We start from the raw sequence: 17,881 nt of genomic DNA, 5'->3' as shown, positions 1-17,881 counted from the left end.
GCACGCGGGTACGGCGCAGCATCTTGCGGTGCTTCTTCTTGGACATGCGCTTGCGGCGCTTCTTGATGACAGAACCCATGGGGTCTCCTCAGATAGTTGAGTGAGTACGTACGTAACCTGCCGACTTCACCTCGAGGTGCACTCTCGACCACGCTGGCTGCGCGGGAAGGTACCGTCGGCACGAATGGGCACCATCATACCGGCGCCCTGCCAGGCGACCAAAAAAGCCTGCGGCGCCGACCACTCGGGGGAGTGATCGGCGCCGCAGGAACGGAGACGGGCCTAACCGACCTCGTAGTACGAGGAATCGAGGTAATCGTTGACCGCCTTCTCGTGTACACGGAAAGAGCGGCCCACGCGTACCGCCGGCAGGTCACCGGAGTGAACCAGCCGGTAGACGGTCATCTTGGAAACGCGCATGATCTCCGCGACCTCCGCGACCGTCAGAAAAGTACCCTTGTCTGCATTAGTCATATTCATTCAACCCTTCAGCATGTGGCGCGCTGCAGGCTTCCCCTCCCGCAGGACGGACACGCACGTGCTTGGAACAGCTTAGCGTGAATTGTGTGACTACTGCGACTTAAGTGCCTCTTTTTTTGTGAGTCCCGTCATGAGGATGCTCCCCCGAGCTCGGCCGAACGGCGCGCGCACGCCTCGGTGGCCCGGAAGAAGGCGCCGCGGATGCCGGATTCCTCGAGTTCCCGCAGGGCGGCCACCGTGGTGCCCGCCGGCGAGGAGACGTTGGCCCGCAGGGTCGCCGGGTCCTGGCCGGACTCGGAGAGCATGATCCCCGCGCCCGCCGCCGAGGTGACGACCAGCTTCTCGGCGACGTCGCGGGTGAGGCCGAGGGAGACGCCGGCGTCGATAAGCGATTCGGCGACGAGGAAGAAATAGGCGGGCGAGGAGCCCGCGAGCGCGGTGACGGCGTCCATGTCGGTCTCCGCGACGGGCAGGACCTCCCCCACCACGGACAGAAGCTCGGTGACCTCGGCCAGCTGTTCCTCGGTGACGAAACGTCCCGTGGCGACGGCGTTCATGCCCCGGCCGACGAGCATCGGCGTGTTCGGCATGACCCGCACGATCGGGGTGCCGGCCACCACGGCGTCCTCCATGGCGGACAGCGGGATGCCCGCGGCCATGGACACGAGGATGGTGGTGACGTCGTTCTCCTCGATCGCCTCGCTGATCTCCCCCAGCACAGCGACGATCTTCTTCGGCTTCACACACAGGAACACCACGTCGGCGTCCTCGGCGGCCAGCCGGTTGTCGGTGCTGTCGCGGACGCCGTAGCGCTCGCGCAGCACCTCGCCACGCTCCGGGCGGCGGCCCGTGACCGTGATCGACTGCGGGTCGACGCCCGCGTTGACAAGACCCGAGATCAGCGCCTCGCCGATCTTGCCGCCTCCGATAACCACAATTTTCGTCATGGTCCCCAGAGTGCCACACAAGGTCAGAGGAGCACGACCGCCAGCGGCCCGAACGTCATGACGATGCCGACCAGCGCCGCCAGGAACATCGACAGCCCATCGTTCGCGGTGCGCAGCGCCTTGACGACGCCGACGATACCCACCGTCACCAGGATCGCCAGGCCCGCCACGATCGGCCGGGACAGGTTCTCCCACAGCATCTCGAAGCCCTTGAACACGACGACACCGAGGACCACCCCGATGAGCGCCATGAGGATGACGCCGGTGATCGAGGTCTTCTCCTCGACGGCAGGCTCCTCGACGGCGATCTCCGGCTCCGGCTCCAGCTCCGGCTCCGCCTCGACCGTCACCTTCTCCAGGACGGCGGTCTCGTCGGTCGCGGGGGTCGGCGCGGCGGGGGTCTCCGGCTCGTCAGGCTTCGGCGCCGGAGCGACCGGAGCCTCCGGCTCGTCGATGGGCACGGAGGAATGCCGCGCCTCGGCCGGCTTCTCCTTGACCGCCGGAATGGACCCGGTGAGTTCGGCGACGGAGATGCCGCCCTCCTCCAGGCTGCGCCGCCGTCGACGACGGGGGGCCTCCTCGCCCGTGTCGCGGTTGGCGCGGGCGAGCAACTCGGCGACCGTCAACTGTTTGTTGTCATCGCTCATGGTCACATCCTTTCCTCAGGGGCGGGATCCAGCCCCTTGTCGATACGACGGAGAATGACTCCCTCGCGCAGTGCCCACGGGCAGATCTCGATGCTCTCCAGACCCAGGGCGCGCATGCTCGCCTCGGCGACGAGGGCGCCGGCGACGATCTGGTGCGAACGGTCCGAGCTGATGCCCTCCAGTTCCGCGCGGTCCGCGGCGGTCATCCGCGAGATGAAGGCGATGAGCTGGCGCAGACCCGGTGCGGTGAGCGTGCGCTTGATGTACGGGCCCTCGGCGCTGGGGGCGGCACCGGTGAGGCGTGCCAGCGTGCGGAAGGTCTTCGACGTGCCCACGGCCAGGCCGGCGGCCCCGTAGGCGCGCATCTGACGGGCCGGTTCGGTGAGTTCGGCGTCGATGTAGTCGCGGAGGAGGTTGATCTTCTTCCGCTCCGGCGGATCGGTGTCGAACCACTGGTGGGTGAGGCGGCCGGCACCCAGGTCGAGGGAGATGGCCACGTCGGGGGTCTCGTCCGACCCTGTCGACAGCTCGAGGGAGCCGCCGCCGATGTCGAGGTTGGTGATGCGTCCGGCGGACCAGCCGTACCAGCGGCGCACCGCCAGGAAGGTCAGCTTCGCCTCGTCCTCGCCGGAGAGGACCTCGAGGCGGACGCCGGTCTCCTTCTCGACGCCGTCGAGGACCTCGGCCGAGTTCGTCGCCGAGCGCACCGCGGAGGTCGCGAACGACATGACCTCGGAGCAGCCCAGCGTCGACGCGAGGTCGGCCGCCTCGGCGACCGCCTTCGTGAGTCGCTTGACTCCCTTGTCGCCGATGGCACCGTCGCCGTCGATAAGTTCGACGAGGCGCAGGCTCGTCTTCCAGTCGCTCATCGGGGTCGGGTGCCCGCCATTGCGGGCATCGACCGCCACCATGTGGACAGTGTTGCTGCCCACGTCCAATACACCTAGTCGCACATGATCAAGGGTAGACGGTCTAACGTGGCCAAGTGTGAATCGACCACCTTCCTCCCCGGTTTTTCTCGGCTTCCCCGACAGCTCCCCCGCCGGTCTGCAGATCCGGGCCGGCGCCGAGGAAGCCCCTGATTTCCCTCGCGAGTGGTACGAGTTCGTCAATCCCGAGGATCCGCTGCACACCTTCCAGATCGACCTGACCTGGGTGGAGTCGCACTACACGTGCCATTTCGGGCAGGACGCGTGCCAGGGGATCGACTTCGCCCAGACCGACATCGGGTGCTGCGTCCACGGCGCCTACCTGGCCGATGAGACCGATCGCGACCAGCTTTACAACGCCGTCCACGACATGCCCGCGAAGTACTGGCAGCACCGCCCTAAGGGGGTGGACGAGTACTTCGCCACCGACGAGGCCGTCGACCTGGAACCGTGGCTGGAGTGGGACGACGATGACGAGGAACCCTCCCTCAAGACGAAGACCCTCGGCGGCGCGTGTATCTTCGCCAACCGCGCGGGGTGGCCGACCGGGACGGGCTGCGCGATCCACCAGTGGGCGGTGGCGGAGGGCCGTGAGTTGACCGTCGAGAAGCCGGAGGTGTGCTGGCAGGTGCCGCTGCGTCGCTACGAGGACTACGAGGAGCGCACCGACGGCGTCGAGATCCTGCGCACCACCATCGGCGAGTACGACCGCCGCGCCTGGGGCAACGGCGGCGAGGACTTCGACTGGTGGTGCTCCAGCGCCAGCGCCTGCCACACGCACCCCGAGCCGCTGTGGAAGTCGATGCGCACCGAGCTCATCGCGCTCATGGGGCAGCCGTCCTACGACATTCTCGCCGCCCACTGCGCCCGCCGGGCCACCGCCGGACTGACCGCGGTGCACCCGGCGTCGAAAAGTTGGAACTCCTAGGCCTCGAACTTGTAACCCAGGCCGCGGACGGTGACCAGGTGCTTCGGCCGGGAGGGCTCCTCCTCGATCTTGGAGCGCAGCCGCTTGACGTGCACGTCGAGGGTCTTGGTGTCGCCGACGTAGTCCGCGCCCCAGATCCGGTCGATGAGCTGCCCGCGGGTGAGCACGCGGCCGGCGTTGCGCAGCAGGTATTCGAGGAGGTCGAATTCCTTGAGCGGCATGGGGACGGGCTCGCCGGCGACGGTGACGGTGTGCCTCTCGACGTCCATGCGTACCCGTCCGCCCTCGAGGATCTGCTCCTCGATCTCCTCCAGGAGCGGCTCGGCGTCGTTACCGCGCCGCAGGACGGCCCGGATGCGGGCGATGAGCTCGCGGGAGGAGTAGGGCTTGGTGACGTAGTCGTCGGCGCCGAGCTCCAGGCCCACCACCTTGTCGATCTCCGAGTCACGCGCCGTGACCATGATGACCGGCACGCTGGAGGTGGTGCGCAGCTGCTTGCACACGTCGGTGCCGGACATGCCCGGGAGCATGAGGTCGAGCAGGACGATGTCGATGTCGTTGCGGTCGAACTCCACGAGTGCGGTGGGACCGTCGCCGGCGATGATCACCTCGAAGCCCTCCTTGCGCAGGAGGAATGCCAAGGGATCCGCGAGTGACTCCTCGTCCTCGACGATGAGGATGGTCGTCGTCATGATGCTTTGTCCTTTCGACGTGTCGCCACCCGGGTCACGGCCTGGCGCAGTGCCCCGGTGGAGCCTGACTCTTCATCCTGCCCCGCCGACATCTCGGGGGAGGGATGATGGATCGGAAGTTCAATGGTGAACGTTGATCCCGTTCCAGGTCGGGACCATACCTTGATGTTACCGCCGTGGTTGGCGACGACATGCTTGACAATCGCCAGCCCCAGCCCGGTGCCGCCCGTCGAGCGGGAGCGCGCCTTGTCGACGCGGAAGAAGCGCTCGAACACCCGCTTCTGGTCTTCCGGGGAAATGCCGATCCCGCGGTCGGTCACCCGGATGAGCACGACGTCCTCGTCGGCCACCTTCTGCGACACCGACACCGGAACGGACTGCGGGGAGTAGTTGATCGCGTTGGAGATGAGGTTCGACACGGCGGTGACCAGCAGCGAGCGGTCCCCCATGACGAGCACCCCGGACTCCGCCCCCTTGGTGAGGGTGATGTCGGCGTTGTCGGCGGCGACCTGGTTGCGTCGAAAAGCTTCCTCGATGACGTCGTCGACGGACACCGGCTCCATCTCCGGCAGGGGCTCGGCGCCCTGCAGCTTCGACAGGGAGATGAGTTCGTTGATCATGCCCGCCATGCGGTGGGCCTCCTTGTGGATGCGCTCGCCGAAGTAGGCGACGTGCTCCGGGTCCTGCGCCTCCTCCATGAGGGCCTCCGCCAGCAGGGCCATGCCGCCGACGGGGGTCTTGAGCTCGTGGGAGACATTGGCCACGAAGTCGCGGCGGGCGGACTCCATGCGGACGTTTTCGCTTTCGTCGGTGCCGTAGACGATGACGAAGCGGTCGTCGATAAGCGTGAGCGGTTTGATGAGGGCGCGTACCGACGACACACGGTTACCGGTGCGCCGGTACGGCATCGTCAGGTCGAGGGTGCGGGCCTCCTTGTCCGCGTACACCTCGCCGGCGACGCGCCACACCTGCTCGTTGACGGTGCGGTCGTGGACGAGGGCCATCTCGTGGGCGCGGGCGTTGGAGAGGATGACCTCCCCACCCCGGTCGAGGACGGTGACCCCCGTCGGCGAACCCTGTATGGCCAGGTGGAGGACCTGGCCCACGGTGGTGACCTGATTGTCCTCCAGGGTGGCGGAGGAACGGTGCCGGATGATCCGGCGGCGGGCCCAGTTCAACGCCGGAAGGGCGACGCCGGTGACGGCGACGCCCAACAGGAACGCGAGAAAGGCTGACACGCCTTACAGGCTACTTGCCGCCCTGCGCGGCCACAGCGGCCGCACCGGCCGCGGCTGCCTCCGGATCGAGGTAGTTGCCGCCCGGGGTGAGAACGGTGCCCTCGGCGTCCAGCTCGTAGACCAGCGGGATACCGGTGGGGATGTTGAGGGCCGCGATGTCCTCGTCGGAGATGCCGTCGAGGTGCTTGACCAGGGCGCGCAGCGAGTTGCCGTGCGCGGCGACGAGGACGGTCTCACCGCGCTTGACGCGGGGCTCGATCTCCTCCTGGTAGTAGGGGATGAAGCGCTTGACCACGTCGAGCAGGCACTCTGTGCGCGGCACGGTGTCCAGGTGGTGGTAGCGCACGTCGTCGGACTGCGAGTACTCGGAGTCGTCGGCCAGCTCCGGCGGCGGGGTGTCGTAGGAACGGCGCCATGCCATGAACTGCTCGTCGCCGTACTTGTCCTTGGTCTCGGCCTTGTTCAGGCCCTGCAGCGCACCGTAGTGACGCTCGTTGAGGCGCCAGTCGCGCACGACGGGGATCCAGTGCCGGTCAGCGGCGTTGAGGGCGATGTTCGCGGTGCGGATGGCACGACGCAGGAGGGAGGTGTAGACGATGTCCGGCAGGTTGCCGGTCTCCTTGAGCATCTCGCCGCCCCGGATGGCCTCGGCGACGCCCTGCTCGGTCAGGTCAACGTCCACCCAGCCGGTGAACTGGTTCGATTTGTTCCACTGGCTCTGGCCGTGGCGAAGAAGAATGAGCTTTCCGTTGGTCATGCCTCCAATATGCCACGATCACGCCGCTCATGTGGGGATATATACCCCCGGCTCACAGCCCTTGGGCGCGGTCCCGACGCGGGGCGCAGTCCGTGGTCTCGATCGCCAGCGCCTCGTTGTACACCGACGCCAACTGCGCGGCCGAGGCCGACCACGAGAAGTTCGCCGCCTGCTGCACCGCCTCCTCCGCCATCCGCAGGCGGGTGTCATCGTCGTCGAGGAGGGACTCCAGGGCGTCGGCCCAGTCGGCGGTGCCGTGGCCGTCGACAAGCAACCCGGTCTCGCCCTCCGCGACGGCGACGGGCAGACCACCCACGCGGGCGGCGACGACCGGGGTGCCGCAGGCCTGGGCCTCCATGGCGACCAGGCCGAAGGACTCGTTGTAGCTGGGGACGGCGACGAGGTCCGCGGCCTGGTAGATGGTGACCAGCTCCTCCGGCGGACGGGGGTCGAGGAAGCGGATGCGGCGGGCGACGCCCAGCTCCCGGGCCAATTCCACGAACTGGCTCTCCGTCGTCGCGGCCCCCGACGCCCCGCCGCAGATGATGACGCGCAGCTTGCGCTCCGGGTTGCGCCGCATCATCTCCGCGGCCGCCCGGATGAGCACCTGCGGGCCCTTGAACAGCTGGAGGCGCCCGACGAAGGCGATGAGCTCGGCGTCGAGTGGAATGCCCAGCAGGCGGCGGGACCGCTCGGTGTTGCGGTCGGTGCCCGGGGTGAACAGCTCGATGTCCGTGCCCGGGGAGACGACGACGATGCGGTCCGGGTCGGCGTCGTAATGTTCGACGAGGTCGTTGGTCTCCTCCGGGGTGTTCACCACGAGGACGTCCGCATTATCGACGAGCTGCTGCTCGCAGATCCGGCGGGCCTCCGACTCCGGGGAGTCCTCGTCGCTGCGGTGCGCGTTCTTCACCGCCGCCAGGGTGTGCGCGGTGTGGACCAGCGGCACCTCCCACAGATCCCGCAGCAGCCAGCCCACCTGCCCGGAGAGCCAGTAGTGGGAATGGATGAGGTCGTAGCTGATGTCGTTGCAGCGGTGGAACTGCACCATCCCGCCGGCGAAGGCCGCCAGCTGGGTGGGCAGGGACTCCTTCTCCAGGCCGTCGTAGGGGCCGGCGACGATGTTGATCACCCGGAGGCCGGCCTCCACCTCGACGACCTCCCCCTGGCTGGGGCGGGTGGCCCGGGTGAAGATGTCCACCTCGACCCCCTGGCGCGCGAGCTGGCGGGCGGTGTTGAGGACGTAGACGTTCATGCCCCCCGCATCCCCGGTCCCGGGCTGCTGCAGCGGCGAGGTGTGCATGGAGATCATGGCGACGCGCATGGCCCCATAGTAGGTGCGGCGTCGGTCCGTATACTAGGGCGCACTTCGTCACACCCCTCAGCAGCGGAAGGCACCCCATGTCGGCATTCGAGACCAAGGCCTGGTTGAAGTACTACCCCGAGTGGACCCCCCACTCCCTCGACTACGACGACACGACCCTGCTCGACGTCTACGACAACAACCTGGCCATCAACGCCGACAAGCCCGCCACCTGGTTCTTCGGTAAGTCGCAGACCTACGGCGAGCTCGACCGCCAGGTCCGCCGCGCCGCCGCCGGCCTCCGCGCCTTCGGTGTCCGCCCGGGCGACAAGGTCGCCATCATCCTGCCGAACTGCCCGCAGCACATCGCCGCCTTCTACGCCGTGCTCAAGCTGGGCGCCACCGTGGTGGAGCACAACCCGCTCTACACCGCCCACGAGCTGGAGGGGCCCTTCGCCGACCACGGCGCCCGGGTGGTCATCGCCTGGGACAAGGCGGCCCCCACCCTGGAGAAGCTGCGCGGCACGACGTCGCTGGAGACGATCATCTCGGTCAACATGATCGAGGCGATGCCGGCGATCAAGCAGCTGGCGCTCAAACTGCCGATCAAGAAGGTCAAGGAGCAGCGCGAGGCCCTGTCCGCCCCGGCCCCCAACACGGTGCCGTGGGAGGCGCTCATCGGCTCGGCCATCGGCGGCGAGGGGGACGACATCGTCTCGGAGCCCGGTGTCACCAAGGACACCATCGCGCTCATCCTCTACACCTCGGGCACGACGGGCACGCCGAAGGGCGCGATGCTCACGCACGGCAGCCTCTTCGCCAACTGCCTGCAGGGCAAGAACTGGGTGCCGGGGCTCGGCGAGCAGCACGAGCGGATGCTCGCAGCGCTGCCCATGTTCCACGCCTACGGCCTCACCATGGTGGGCACGCTGTCCTTCTACATCGGCGGCGAGATGATCCTCCTGCCGGCGCCGCGGATCCCCCTCATCATGGACGTGATGAAGAAGCACACCCCCACCTGGCTGCCGGGCGTGCCCACCCTCTACGAGAAGATCGTCGAGGCCGCCGAGGCCGACAACATCGACATCTCCGGCGTGCGCAACGCCTTCTGCGGGGCGGCGACGCTGCCGGTGTCCACCGTGGAGAAGTGGGAGCGCTTCACCGGCGGCCGCCTCGTCGAGGGCTACGGCCTCACGGAGACGTCGCCCGTCATCGTGGGTAACCCCATGAACGACGACCGCCGCCCCGGCTACGTCGGCATCCCCTTCCCGGACACCGAGGTGCGCATCGCCAACCCGGACAACCTCGACGAGACCCAGCCCGACGGCACCGAGGGCGAGATCCTCGTCCGCGGCCCGCAGGTGTTCCCCGGCTACCTCAACCAGCCCGAGGCCACCGAGAAGAGCTTCCACGGCGACTGGTACCGCACGGGTGACATCGGCGTCATGGAGGAGGACGGCTTCATCCGCCTCGTCGCCCGCATCAAGGAGGTCATCATCACCGGCGGCTTCAACGTCTACCCGGCGGAGGTCGAGGAGGCCATGCGCGATCACCGGGACATCGTCGATCTGGCGGTGGTGGGCCGCCCCCGCGAGGACGGTTCCGAGGATGTCGTCGCCTGCGTCACCCTGCGCGACGGTGCCGCGATGGACCCCGAGGGGCTCAAGGCCTTCGCCCGCGAGCGCCTCACCCGCTACAAGGTCCCGCGCACCTTCTACCACTTCGAGGAGCTGGCCCGCGACCAGATGGGCAAGATCCGGCGTCGCGAGGTGCAGGCGGACCTGCTGCGCCTGCTGGAGAAGTAGAGACTTGCGCCGGGGTATACCCTGGGGGGTATAGTGGGTGCCGTAATATTCACCCACCCCCCGAGGAGCCCCCATGTGCCGCCCCGTCCCCTGCCCCACCTGCCACAAGACCACCTGGAGCGGCTGTGGCCAGCACATCGACCAGGTCAAGGCCACCGTCCCCGACAACCAGTGGTGCGTCTGCCAGGACACCCCCGTCGAGAAGAAGCCGGGCCTCTTCGCCGGACTCTTCGGCCGCTAGACACCCTGCAGTAGCATCCACACAATGAGCACCCAGACCACCGTGATCGTCGGCGGCGTCGCCGGCGGCATGTCCACCGCCGCCCGCCTGCGCCGCCGCGACGAAGACATGAACATCATCGTCCTCGAAGCCTCCGGCCACGTCTCCTTCGCCAACTGCGGACTCCCCTACCACGTCTCCGGCGTCATCCCCGAGCGTCGCTCGCTGCTCCTGCAGACCCCCGCCTCGTTGGCGGCGCGCTTCAACCTCGACGTGCGCGTCAACACGCGCGCGGTCGCCGTCGACAGGGAGAACCGGACCGTCACCACCGACACCGGCGACACCATCACCTACGACCACCTCGTGCTCTCCCCCGGCGCCACCCCGATCATCCCGGAGATCCCCGGCATCGAGCGCGCGCTGCACCTGCGCACCATCGAGGACGTCGACGCGATCGTCGCGGCCCTGAGCGAGGACGTGGCCTCCGTGGCGATCATCGGCGGCGGCTTCATCGGCCTCGAGGTGGCGGAGAACATGCGCCACCGCGGCCTCGCGGTCACCGTCATCGAGCGGGCCCCGCAGATCCTGGCGCCGTTGGATGAGGAGATGGCGGCGATCGTCGAGAAGCGTCTCGTCGACAACGACATCACCGTGCTCACCGACGCCGAGACCGTCTCCGTCGGCGCCGACTCGCTCACGCTTGCCGACGCCCGCGTCGTCCCCGCCGACCTCGTCATCGCCAGCATCGGCGTCCGCCCCGCCAACGAGCTCGCCGTCGCCGCGGGCCTGGCGGTCGGCGAGCGCGGCGGCATCAAGGTCGACGAGCACCAGCGCACCTCCGACCCGCGCATCTTCGCCCTCGGCGACGCCGCCGAGAAGGCCGACCACGTCTCCGGCGAGGACACCCTCGTGCCGCTGGCGCAGACCGCCAACCGCCACGGCCGCCTCGTCGCCGACATCATCACCGGCCGCGACGTCGCACGCACGCCCACGCTGGGCACCGCCATTGTCGGCGTCTTCGGACTCTCCGCCGGATCCGTCGGCTGGAACGAACGCCGCGCCCGCGCCGCGGGCAAGAACCTGCGCGTCATCCACCTCCACCCCGCCAACCACGCCGGCTACTACCCGGGCGCCGAGACCATCCATCTCAAGGTCATCGTCGACGCGGACACCGACCTCATCCTCGGCGCCCAGGCGGTGGGCGGCCAGGGTGTCGACAAGCGTATCGACGTCCTCGCCACCGCCATGCGCGCCGGCCTCACCGCCACCGACCTCGCCGATCTGGAACTGGCCTACGCCCCGCAGTTCGGTTCCGCGAAGGACCCCATCAACATGGTCGGGTTCATCAACGACAACATGGTCGCCGGCGAGCGCACCTTCCAGTGGCACGAACTCGACGAGGCCCTCGCCGACGGCTGGACGCTCGTCGACGTCCGCACCGCCAAGGAGTTCGGCCGCGGCCAGATCCCGGGCGCCGTCAACATCCCGGTCGACGAGCTGCGCGCGCGTATCGACGAGCTCCGCGACCAGAAGGTCCTCGTGCACTGCCAGGTCGGCCTCCGCGGCCACGTGGCGTGCTCCCTGCTGAGCAATCTCGGCGTCGAGGTGGCCAACCTCGACGGCGGATACGTGACGTGGGGTCATGGCCAGTTGTCTCGACAGTAGGATGGGCGACATGCAGCTCACACCCGAAGAAGCCAAGCCGTCCGTCACCCGCCTCAAGCGGGCGAAGGGCCAGCTCGAGGCTGTCATCCGCATGCTCGAGGAGGGCCAGGAGTGCGAGGACGCCGTCATGCAGCTCTCCGCCGTGGCGAAGGCCATTGACCGCGCCGGTTACCTCATCGTCTCCACGGGCATGAAGAAGTGCTTCGCCGAGGAAGGTTCCGAACTCGACGAGAAGAAGCTCGAGAGGATGTTCCTCTCCCTGGCTTAGGCGTTGTTGAGGAGCCCCATGGCGGAGAGTTTCCGGATGGGGTGGATGTTGGCCCGTGGTGGCCCACCATCAGGTGGGTGATGCAACACCCCACCCGGGTGGCGTTCCAGGCGTCCATGGCGGGGAGGGGCGTCCGGGTCATCATCGTTACGCGCGTTATGCACCTTGCAGGCCATCGACATGTTCTTGATGTTGGTCTCCCCACCTTCCTTCCAGGCCTCCAGGTGATGCACCTGGCAGAAATCCGCCGCCGTCGTACAACCCGGCACGGGGCACAGGATCGTCTCCGCAGCCAACAGCATGCGCTGCTTGAAAGTCGCGCTGCGTTGGTCCCGGTAGAGATCCACCGGGCCTTCGACCGGGTCGTAGATCCCGACGAACCCGTGGGTGGCCATCTCATGGGCCACCAGCTCCGCACCGGTGATGGTGGTGCCATCAGTCAGCCCGAAGACCGTGTCATCCCCCTCCCGGCGCAGCACTGTGGCGTAGTCGGGCAGGGCCATGACGACATGCGGGGCCAAGGGCTGGTTGGCGGCCTCCCCAGTGCTGCCCATGATGTGGGAGTAGAGGGCATCGGCCATGGCCTGCTCGTGGCTCAACCCCTTATCCGCGGCCCGCAATGCAGAAGCCGTAGGGGTGAGGTGGGAGAGCATGGCCGAGATTTCGCGTTCCGGGCGGGTCACGGTGAAGGTTCGCATGCCGTGGCCGTCGGTGTTCTTGCCACCCCGCAACGCGCGTTTCCCGTAGGCCTTCGCTGCGGCATCCTTCACCGTGCGGTTGAGATCGCGGACCTTCGTGGCTGCGGCCCGGTCGATCTCCGCGACGGTGCCGCGCAAACCACACAGCTGCACGCGCAGTTCCTCCACCGACACCGAGGCACCGCGGAGCAGGGAGCGGAGGTGTTTTTCGATGACGATCACCGCATCCAACGACAACTCCGCTGCCGCCACCCGCGCTGCCTGCTGGAGTTTCTTGTACCTGGTGGCCCCGTAGTAGGTGGCCGCCAGCTTCTCCCACAACAACGCATCGCGAACCCCGAGGGCATCAAGCTGCGCGCGGGTGACCGCCTGGGAGGAAAGGTCCTCCAGGACGGTCATTGCCCGCAGGGCTGCCAGCGCGTCGAGGGTGTTCATGCCCCGGACACTAAACCGGAAACACGCAGCCGTCGAGAAGCACGCAACGCGGCCTGTGGATAACTACCCGTTATCCACAGAAACGCCCTTTCCGGTCACACTACCGGTTGACAAACTCAGTCAATGGACACCCCGACCCACACCGGCTCCGGCACGAGATCCACGCCGAAGGCCGAGCGCACGCCGTCGCGGACCTCGCGGGCCAGGGCGACGAGGTCAGCGGTGGTAGCGGCACCCCGGTTGGTCAGTGCCAGGGTGTGTTTGGTGGACAGGCGCACCGGCGCGCCCTCCCCCGGATGACCCTTGGCGAAGCCTGCCCGCTCGATGAGCCAGGCGGCGGAGAGCTTCTGGCCGCCCGGGGCGTCGAAACGCGGCATGCGGTCGGCGTCGGCGTCCCCGCGGGACGCCCGCACCGCCTCCTGCACCGAGTCGGCCACGTCCACCGGCACCACGGGGTTGGTGAAGAAGGAACCGGCCGACCAGGTGTCATGGTCCGATTCCACGACGACCATGCCCTTGCCGTGGCGCAGTTCGAGGACGGCTTCGCGGACGGCGGCCACGGGCCAGCGCTCGGCACCCCCGAGGCGGCGGGCCAGCTCCCCGAAGCGCAGGGGCGCGGACAACCCGTCCACGTTCAACTGCAGTTCGATCGCCAGCACCACGCCGCGGGAGGTGAACTTGAGGTTGGAGTAGCGGTAGGCCAGCTCGAGATCTGCGGCCGGCACCCAGGCGACCTCCCCGGTCGCGCGGTCGAGCAGCTGCACCCGCACGAGGACGTCGGCGATCTCCGCGCCGTAGGCCCCGACGTTCTGCACGGGGGTGGCCCCGGCGGAACCGGGGATGCCCGAGAGGCACTCGATGCCCCCGAGGCCGGCCGCCACGCTGGCCGCCACGACGTCGTCCCACACGGCACCGGCTCCGGCCACCACGCGCCCCGTCGACACGTCGACCGTCAAGGAGTCATCGGCCAGCAGCACCACGACCAGGTCAAGGTCCCCGTCGGCGACGACGAGGTTGGAGCCCCCGGCGACGACGAGGAGGGGGATCGCGTGGGCGTCGAGAAGCGTGACCACCTCGGCCACCGCCCCGGCGGTGGCGCACCGCACGACCATCGACGGCCGGCCGCCGAGGTGCAGGGTGGTCAGATCGGCGAAGGTCAGACGCTCATCGAGGGTCACGTCTGCCAGCTCGCTGAGACGTGACTGAATGTCCGGGGTCAGAGATGTGTCGCTCACGTTCTTAACGGTAGTCTGTTAGCTATGGCAACCCGCAGTGAGAACACCGTAACCATCAATCAGCCGGTCGAGAAGGTCCACGCCGCGCTGACGAACCCCGACTACTGGGCGTTCATCGCACAGACCCTCTCCCCCGAGCCGGGCGAGGTCAATGAGTTCGAGCAGACCGAGGGCGGCGCCATCGCCACCCTCTTCGAGGTCCTGCCGCTGGACATCCTCCCGGAGGCCGTCCGCGCGATGATCTCCCAGGCGCTGAAGGTCAAGCGTGTCGTCACCGTCGGCCCGCTGGTCGACAACGCCGCCGCCGTCACCTACGTCGCCGACGTCAAGGGCACCCCGGTCGACTTCTCCGGCGACATCAACGTCTCCGGCGATGACGCCACCACCACCCTCACCTACGCCAACGACGTCTCGGTGAAGATCCCCTTCATGGGCCCGGCCATCGAGCCCAAGGTCGCCGAGGCTCTCGGGGACCTGTTCGCCACCGAGGGTGAACTGACCAACCGTTGGATCGGCGAGAACGCCTAGGCGTTCCGCGTTTCCCACTGCTCCACCCATGGCCGATCACGCCCATAATCTCCGCGCGGAGGCGGGCCGTGGTCGGCCTTTCGGGGTGATCACCCGCGGCACCACCGGATTCAACCGCCTGCGTCGCTCCGACCGGTGGGCGGTGCATCATCCGCGCATCCGGGCGCTGCTTCTCGACGCCCCCTCCCCCCTCGCCGTCGACGTCGGCTACGGCGCCTCCCACGCCACCACCGTCGAATGGGCGACCCGCCTGCGCACGGTGCGCCCGGACCTTTCGGTCGTGGGCCTGGAGATCGACCCGGAGCGCATTCTGCCCCCGCGGGCGGGCGTGCGCTTCGAGCTCGGGGGTTTCGAGCTCGCCGGCTACCGGCCCCACCTCGTGCGAGCCTTCAACGTGCTGCGCCAATACGACGTCGACCAGGTGGAGGACGCCTGGCGTTCCGTGCTGGAGCGGCTGGCCCCGGGCGGATTGTTCATCGAGGGCACCTGCGACGAGCTGGGCCGCCGCGCCGCGTGGCTGCTGCTTGACCGCACCGGACCGCGGACGTTGACGCTGGCGTGGGACCCGTGGGACGTCGAGAAGCCCTCGGACGTGGCGGAGCGCCTGCCGAAGATCCTCATCCACCGCAACGTGCCGGGCGAGCCGATCCACGCGCTGCTCGCCGCCGCGGACAGCGCCTGGGAGCGGGCGGCCGGGTGGGAGCCCTTCGGCCCGCGGGTGCGGTGGCGCCAGGCCCGGCAGATGCTCATCGACGAAGGGTGGCCCCTCACCCCCGTCCGCCGCACGTTGCGTGACAACCTGCTGACGATCCCCTGGGCTGCGGTTGCCCCCACCCCCTAGGCTGCGCCACACTGTCTGTCATGGCAAAAATGTGGAAGTTCCTCGTCGGCGTCCTCGTCGCACTGCTCATCGTCCTGCTGGTGGCGGAGTTCGGGTTGCGCTGGTTCATCGGCTCGGAACTGCGCGCGAGTTTCCGCGAGCAGGCCGCCGCCGACGGCGTGACGATGGAACAGGACCCGACCATCTCCTTCGGACCCACCCCGCTGGTGTTCTCCGCGGTGAGCCGCACGGTGCCGAACGTCGAGGTCACCACCCCCTCCACCCTGCAGGTCACCGGCCAGGAGATCCTCGGCCAGCCGGGGGTGCACGTCACGCTCACGGACCTGGACATCTCGGACACGAGTGACCCGGTGGCCGCCCACATGGTCACCGTCACGGAGCTGCCCAGCGAGTTCCTCCTGGCCACGGTCCAGAAGGCCATGCGCGAGGAGGGTGCCGACGGCGGCCTCGTCCAGGTCTCCGACCTCACCGCCTCCCCCGACGCAGGCACCCTCGACGTCGAATTCAACGGCGGGATGGCCACCCTCAATCTCATCCCCCACCCCGTCGACGGGGTGCTCACCTTCGAGGCGGCCGGCGGCTCCCTCTTCGGTTTCGCCCTGCCCGCGCAGGTCACCGCCCTGATCACCCAGGGGCTCCAGCAGGGGCTGCAGGAGCAGGCGGGTGATCTGCGCATCGACACCTTCGAGGTCATCGACGGCGGCGCCCGCCTGCAGCTCAGCGGCGACAATGTCGCCCTCAGTCAGGTGGCGGACACACAGCTGCCGCGTCGCTGACCGCGACCCGGTCCGCGCCCTGTTCCAGGGCCGCGATGACCTCATCGAGGGAATCGGCCCGGAGGGTGTGCGGCAGGTCCCCGCTTATCGACGCCCCCACCATCCGCTCCGCCCCCGCCAGCGCGGCCATCTCCGCCAGGGCGGGGGAGGCATCCGGGTGCCGGTACACCGCCAGGGTGACCGGGGGAGGAACGGCCTCCCGCACGGCGACGATCTCGGCGAGCAGGGCGTTCGGGTCAGTGACGTGGGGGTCGGTGGCCAGCCAGATCTCCGTCGCCCCCTGCGCGACCGCCAGTCGCGCCTCCGCCGCCTTCACCAGCGTGTGGTGGCGCCCGGTGGGCCAGCCCACGACCGCCGCCACCGTCAGGCCGGCCGTGTCCCCCGCCGATGGCAGGGTGGAGGGGGCGAGCACCACACCCCGCAGGCCCGCGGAGCGGGCCCGGTCGACGCCGTCCCGGACCACCGGGGCGTCGATAAGCATGAGAAAAGCGTGGCCCGCAAGCCACGCTGCATCACTGCTCACCAGCCGTAATTGCCGTTGACGATGGACTTGAGGTGCGGACGCACATCGAACCAGTAGACGCCGATGGCCACGATGCCGGCCCAGGAGAGGAACGGCACCCGGGTGACCACCACGAAGGCGGAGCCGATGAGGATGGCCACCCAGATCCACTTCGACTGCCGGTCACCGGCCGCATAAGCATCATCGCGGGTCAGCAGAGCAAACACAGCACCCACGACGCCGCAGAGGGCGATGAGGCTGAACAGTGCGAACTCGAAATACGTGAAACCGTCGAGGATGCTCATGGCGGAGGTGGAGTGTCCTTACTTCGTCGGGGGCACGTCGTCCGTGTGGACGACCTCGCCGTCAATCATATGCGGCACCGGACCGTCCTCGGGGGTCGGGGCCGGGGCCGGGGCGTCCTTGTCCCCGACGGTGCCGGCGCGCGCGATGAGGTCGTCGAGGCGACGGCGCAGATCATCGATGAAGGACTGCTCGCCGGCGGTCTCCCCGCGGCGGGCACGCGCCTGCTCGACGGTCTCGTCGAAGGTGGTGCGCACCGACGCCACCGCACTGCTGAAGGCGGAGCGGGCCTCCGCGGCGGAGGCCGAGTCCTTCGTCTCACCCGCGGCGCGGCGCACGGACCCCGCGAGGTCACGGATGATGTCCTCGGCGCGGCCGGCGAAGGCGAGGGAGACGTTCTTGTAGTCCTCGGTCGACTTCGCCCCGGCCAGCCCGGTGCGTGCCTCCTGGGCGGCGGTGCGGAAACGCTCGGCGGCGGACTCCTCGCCGGCCAGGGCGGACTCGCCGGAGTAGACGCTGTGCACGTCGGTGGGGGCGTCGGTGCGCTCCCGGTCGGCGCGGAAGCGCTCGGCGAAATCGGAGACGACATCTCCGAGGCGGGCACCGGCGGACACCCACGCCTGGACGGGCTCGCGCAGGTTGTCCAGCAGGGAGTTGTTCGGCTCGGGGGTGGGGTTGGTCATG

Annotated in this window: 22 protein-coding genes; 8 read left to right on the top strand and 14 right to left on the bottom strand. The window is 68.6% G+C overall.

What is annotated here, in order from left to right; translation table 11 throughout:
- The 5 genes from ACFPUZ_RS10655 to ACFPUZ_RS10635 form a co-directional block, all read right to left on the bottom strand.
- Positions 1–79 (bottom strand): 30S ribosomal protein bS22 (locus ACFPUZ_RS10655; protein WP_377002261.1); only part of this gene is annotated, 79 nt, incomplete at its 3' end.
- A gap of 203 nt (positions 80–282) precedes the next feature.
- On the bottom strand, positions 283–474 hold the full coding sequence (locus ACFPUZ_RS10650) for a helix-turn-helix domain-containing protein (RefSeq protein WP_085550599.1): 192 nt from the start codon (positions 472–474) through the stop codon (positions 283–285).
- Positions 475–608: 134 nt separating this feature from the next.
- Positions 609–1,427 (bottom strand): pyrroline-5-carboxylate reductase, encoded by an 819-nt coding sequence (proC, locus tag ACFPUZ_RS10645; RefSeq protein ID WP_377001883.1) that lies wholly within the window; start codon positions 1,425–1,427, stop codon positions 609–611.
- 23 nt (positions 1,428–1,450) lie between these two features.
- A complete protein-coding gene (locus tag ACFPUZ_RS10640) occupies positions 1,451–2,074 on the bottom strand; it encodes a hypothetical protein (RefSeq protein ID WP_377001882.1) in 624 nt (207 codons plus the stop codon).
- A 2-nt stretch (positions 2,075–2,076) separates the two neighbouring features.
- A complete protein-coding gene (locus tag ACFPUZ_RS10635) occupies positions 2,077–3,027 on the bottom strand; it encodes a Ppx/GppA family phosphatase (protein ID WP_377001881.1) in 951 nt (316 codons plus the stop codon).
- A 34-nt stretch (positions 3,028–3,061) separates the two neighbouring features.
- Between ACFPUZ_RS10635 and ACFPUZ_RS10630 the strand changes: the two genes are divergently transcribed.
- Positions 3,062–3,931 (top strand): DUF3109 family protein, encoded by an 870-nt coding sequence (locus tag ACFPUZ_RS10630; RefSeq protein WP_377001880.1) that lies wholly within the window; start codon positions 3,062–3,064, stop codon positions 3,929–3,931.
- On the opposite strand, the gene ACFPUZ_RS10625 is transcribed toward ACFPUZ_RS10630, so the two are convergent.
- From ACFPUZ_RS10625 to mshA, 4 genes are read right to left on the bottom strand one after another with little or no spacing between them, the layout of a single operon-like run.
- Positions 3,928–4,623, bottom strand: coding sequence for a response regulator transcription factor (locus tag ACFPUZ_RS10625; protein WP_377001879.1), 696 nt, complete (start codon positions 4,621–4,623; stop codon positions 3,928–3,930). The genes ACFPUZ_RS10630 and ACFPUZ_RS10625 overlap by 4 nt on opposite strands.
- On the bottom strand, positions 4,620–5,861 hold the full coding sequence (locus ACFPUZ_RS10620) for a sensor histidine kinase (protein WP_377001878.1): 1,242 nt from the start codon (positions 5,859–5,861) through the stop codon (positions 4,620–4,622). The genes ACFPUZ_RS10625 and ACFPUZ_RS10620 overlap by 4 nt, the downstream gene beginning before the upstream one ends.
- A 10-nt stretch (positions 5,862–5,871) precedes the next feature.
- A complete protein-coding gene (locus tag ACFPUZ_RS10615) occupies positions 5,872–6,618 on the bottom strand; it encodes a phosphoglyceromutase (RefSeq protein WP_377001877.1) in 747 nt (248 codons plus the stop codon).
- A gap of 52 nt (positions 6,619–6,670) precedes the next feature.
- Entirely contained in the window at positions 6,671–7,942 is a 1,272-nt protein-coding gene (mshA, locus tag ACFPUZ_RS10610) for a D-inositol-3-phosphate glycosyltransferase (RefSeq protein WP_377001876.1), read from the bottom strand.
- A gap of 77 nt (positions 7,943–8,019) precedes the next feature.
- Here mshA and ACFPUZ_RS10605 point away from each other — a divergent pair, with 77 nt between their 5' ends.
- From ACFPUZ_RS10605 to ACFPUZ_RS10590, 4 genes are all read left to right on the top strand, one after another.
- On the top strand, positions 8,020–9,726 hold the full coding sequence (locus ACFPUZ_RS10605) for a long-chain-fatty-acid--CoA ligase (RefSeq protein ID WP_377001875.1): 1,707 nt from the start codon (positions 8,020–8,022) through the stop codon (positions 9,724–9,726).
- A gap of 73 nt (positions 9,727–9,799) precedes the next feature.
- Entirely contained in the window at positions 9,800–9,967 is a 168-nt protein-coding gene (locus ACFPUZ_RS10600; RefSeq protein ID WP_377001874.1) for a hypothetical protein, read from the top strand.
- 24 nt (positions 9,968–9,991) lie between these two features.
- Complete coding sequence (locus ACFPUZ_RS10595) at positions 9,992–11,611, top strand: FAD-dependent oxidoreductase (RefSeq protein WP_377001873.1); 1,620 nt, start codon at positions 9,992–9,994, stop codon at positions 11,609–11,611.
- Between the two features lie 10 nt (positions 11,612–11,621).
- Positions 11,622–11,879, top strand: coding sequence for a metal-sensitive transcriptional regulator (locus ACFPUZ_RS10590; protein WP_377001872.1), 258 nt, complete (start codon positions 11,622–11,624; stop codon positions 11,877–11,879).
- Here the strand turns inward: ACFPUZ_RS10590 and ACFPUZ_RS10585 are convergent.
- On the bottom strand, positions 11,876–13,012 hold the full coding sequence (locus tag ACFPUZ_RS10585) for an HNH endonuclease signature motif containing protein (protein WP_377001871.1): 1,137 nt from the start codon (positions 13,010–13,012) through the stop codon (positions 11,876–11,878). The genes ACFPUZ_RS10590 and ACFPUZ_RS10585 overlap by 4 nt on opposite strands.
- A 116-nt stretch (positions 13,013–13,128) precedes the next feature.
- Positions 13,129–14,247 (bottom strand): UDP-N-acetylmuramate dehydrogenase, encoded by a 1,119-nt coding sequence (locus ACFPUZ_RS10580; protein ID WP_377001870.1) that lies wholly within the window; start codon positions 14,245–14,247, stop codon positions 13,129–13,131.
- Positions 14,248–14,271: 24 nt separating this feature from the next.
- Here ACFPUZ_RS10580 and ACFPUZ_RS10575 point away from each other — a divergent pair, with 24 nt between their 5' ends.
- Genes ACFPUZ_RS10575 through ACFPUZ_RS10565 form a run of 3 tightly spaced genes read left to right on the top strand, consistent with a single transcriptional unit; the run spans position 14,272 to position 16,392 of the window.
- Positions 14,272–14,775 carry a DUF2505 domain-containing protein gene (locus ACFPUZ_RS10575; protein ID WP_377001869.1) on the top strand — a complete coding sequence of 168 codons (504 nt, stop codon included), beginning with the start codon at positions 14,272–14,274 and terminating at the stop codon, positions 14,773–14,775.
- Positions 14,776–14,803: 28 nt separating this feature from the next.
- Positions 14,804–15,616: a methyltransferase domain-containing protein gene (locus ACFPUZ_RS10570; RefSeq protein WP_377001868.1), complete on the top strand. Its 813-nt coding sequence runs from the start codon at positions 14,804–14,806 to the stop codon at positions 15,614–15,616.
- 20 nt (positions 15,617–15,636) lie between these two features.
- Positions 15,637–16,392: an LmeA family phospholipid-binding protein gene (locus tag ACFPUZ_RS10565; protein WP_377001867.1), complete on the top strand. Its 756-nt coding sequence runs from the start codon at positions 15,637–15,639 to the stop codon at positions 16,390–16,392.
- Here the strand turns inward: ACFPUZ_RS10565 and ACFPUZ_RS10560 are convergent.
- Genes ACFPUZ_RS10560 through ACFPUZ_RS10550 form a run of 3 tightly spaced genes read right to left on the bottom strand, consistent with a single transcriptional unit; the run spans position 16,355 to position 17,880 of the window.
- Positions 16,355–16,873, bottom strand: coding sequence for a hypothetical protein (locus ACFPUZ_RS10560; RefSeq protein WP_377001866.1), 519 nt, complete (start codon positions 16,871–16,873; stop codon positions 16,355–16,357). The two genes, ACFPUZ_RS10565 and ACFPUZ_RS10560, sit on opposite strands and share 38 nt — an antisense overlap.
- Positions 16,874–16,911: 38 nt before the next feature.
- On the bottom strand, positions 16,912–17,199 hold the full coding sequence (locus ACFPUZ_RS10555; protein ID WP_377001865.1) for a DUF2516 family protein: 288 nt from the start codon (positions 17,197–17,199) through the stop codon (positions 16,912–16,914).
- Positions 17,200–17,217: 18 nt separating this feature from the next.
- Positions 17,218–17,880 (bottom strand): CGLAU_01105 family protein, encoded by a 663-nt coding sequence (locus tag ACFPUZ_RS10550; RefSeq protein WP_377001864.1) that lies wholly within the window; start codon positions 17,878–17,880, stop codon positions 17,218–17,220.
- Position 17,881: the final 1 nt, after the last annotated feature.

This window comes from Corynebacterium nasicanis (assembly GCF_042658165.1).
In the GTDB taxonomy this organism is placed as follows: Bacteria; Actinomycetota; Actinomycetes; order Mycobacteriales; family Mycobacteriaceae; genus Corynebacterium; species Corynebacterium nasicanis.
The sequence above is the reverse complement of the archived record's forward strand: the minus strand, read 5'-3'. Positions and strand labels throughout refer to the sequence as shown.

Bases quoted from the DNA above. Each gene is read 5' to 3' on its own strand.
- ACFPUZ_RS10650 (WP_085550599.1), bottom strand. From the start codon at position 474: ATGACTAATGCAGACAAGGGTACTTTTCTGACGGTCGCGGAGGTCGCG.
- proC (WP_377001883.1), bottom strand. From the start codon at position 1,427: ATGACGAAAATTGTGGTTATCGGAGGCGGCAAGATCGGCGAGGCGCTG.
- ACFPUZ_RS10640 (WP_377001882.1), bottom strand. From the start codon at position 2,074: ATGAGCGATGACAACAAACAGTTGACGGTCGCCGAGTTGCTCGCCCGC.
- ACFPUZ_RS10625 (WP_377001879.1), bottom strand. From the start codon at position 4,623: ATGACGACGACCATCCTCATCGTCGAGGACGAGGAGTCACTCGCGGAT.
- ACFPUZ_RS10615 (WP_377001877.1), bottom strand. From the start codon at position 6,618: ATGACCAACGGAAAGCTCATTCTTCTTCGCCACGGCCAGAGCCAGTGG.
- mshA (WP_377001876.1), bottom strand. From the start codon at position 7,942: ATGCGCGTCGCCATGATCTCCATGCACACCTCGCCGCTGCAGCAGCCC.
- ACFPUZ_RS10605 (WP_377001875.1), top strand. From the start codon at position 8,020: ATGTCGGCATTCGAGACCAAGGCCTGGTTGAAGTACTACCCCGAGTGG.
- ACFPUZ_RS10600 (WP_377001874.1), top strand. From the start codon at position 9,800: ATGTGCCGCCCCGTCCCCTGCCCCACCTGCCACAAGACCACCTGGAGC.
- ACFPUZ_RS10595 (WP_377001873.1), top strand. From the start codon at position 9,992: ATGAGCACCCAGACCACCGTGATCGTCGGCGGCGTCGCCGGCGGCATG.
- ACFPUZ_RS10590 (WP_377001872.1), top strand. From the start codon at position 11,622: ATGCAGCTCACACCCGAAGAAGCCAAGCCGTCCGTCACCCGCCTCAAG.
- ACFPUZ_RS10585 (WP_377001871.1), bottom strand. From the start codon at position 13,012: ATGAACACCCTCGACGCGCTGGCAGCCCTGCGGGCAATGACCGTCCTG.
- ACFPUZ_RS10575 (WP_377001869.1), top strand. From the start codon at position 14,272: ATGGCAACCCGCAGTGAGAACACCGTAACCATCAATCAGCCGGTCGAG.
- ACFPUZ_RS10570 (WP_377001868.1), top strand. From the start codon at position 14,804: ATGGCCGATCACGCCCATAATCTCCGCGCGGAGGCGGGCCGTGGTCGG.
- ACFPUZ_RS10565 (WP_377001867.1), top strand. From the start codon at position 15,637: ATGGCAAAAATGTGGAAGTTCCTCGTCGGCGTCCTCGTCGCACTGCTC.
- ACFPUZ_RS10560 (WP_377001866.1), bottom strand. From the start codon at position 16,873: ATGCTTATCGACGCCCCGGTGGTCCGGGACGGCGTCGACCGGGCCCGC.
- ACFPUZ_RS10555 (WP_377001865.1), bottom strand. From the start codon at position 17,199: ATGAGCATCCTCGACGGTTTCACGTATTTCGAGTTCGCACTGTTCAGC.
- ACFPUZ_RS10550 (WP_377001864.1), bottom strand. From the start codon at position 17,880: ATGACCAACCCCACCCCCGAGCCGAACAACTCCCTGCTGGACAACCTG.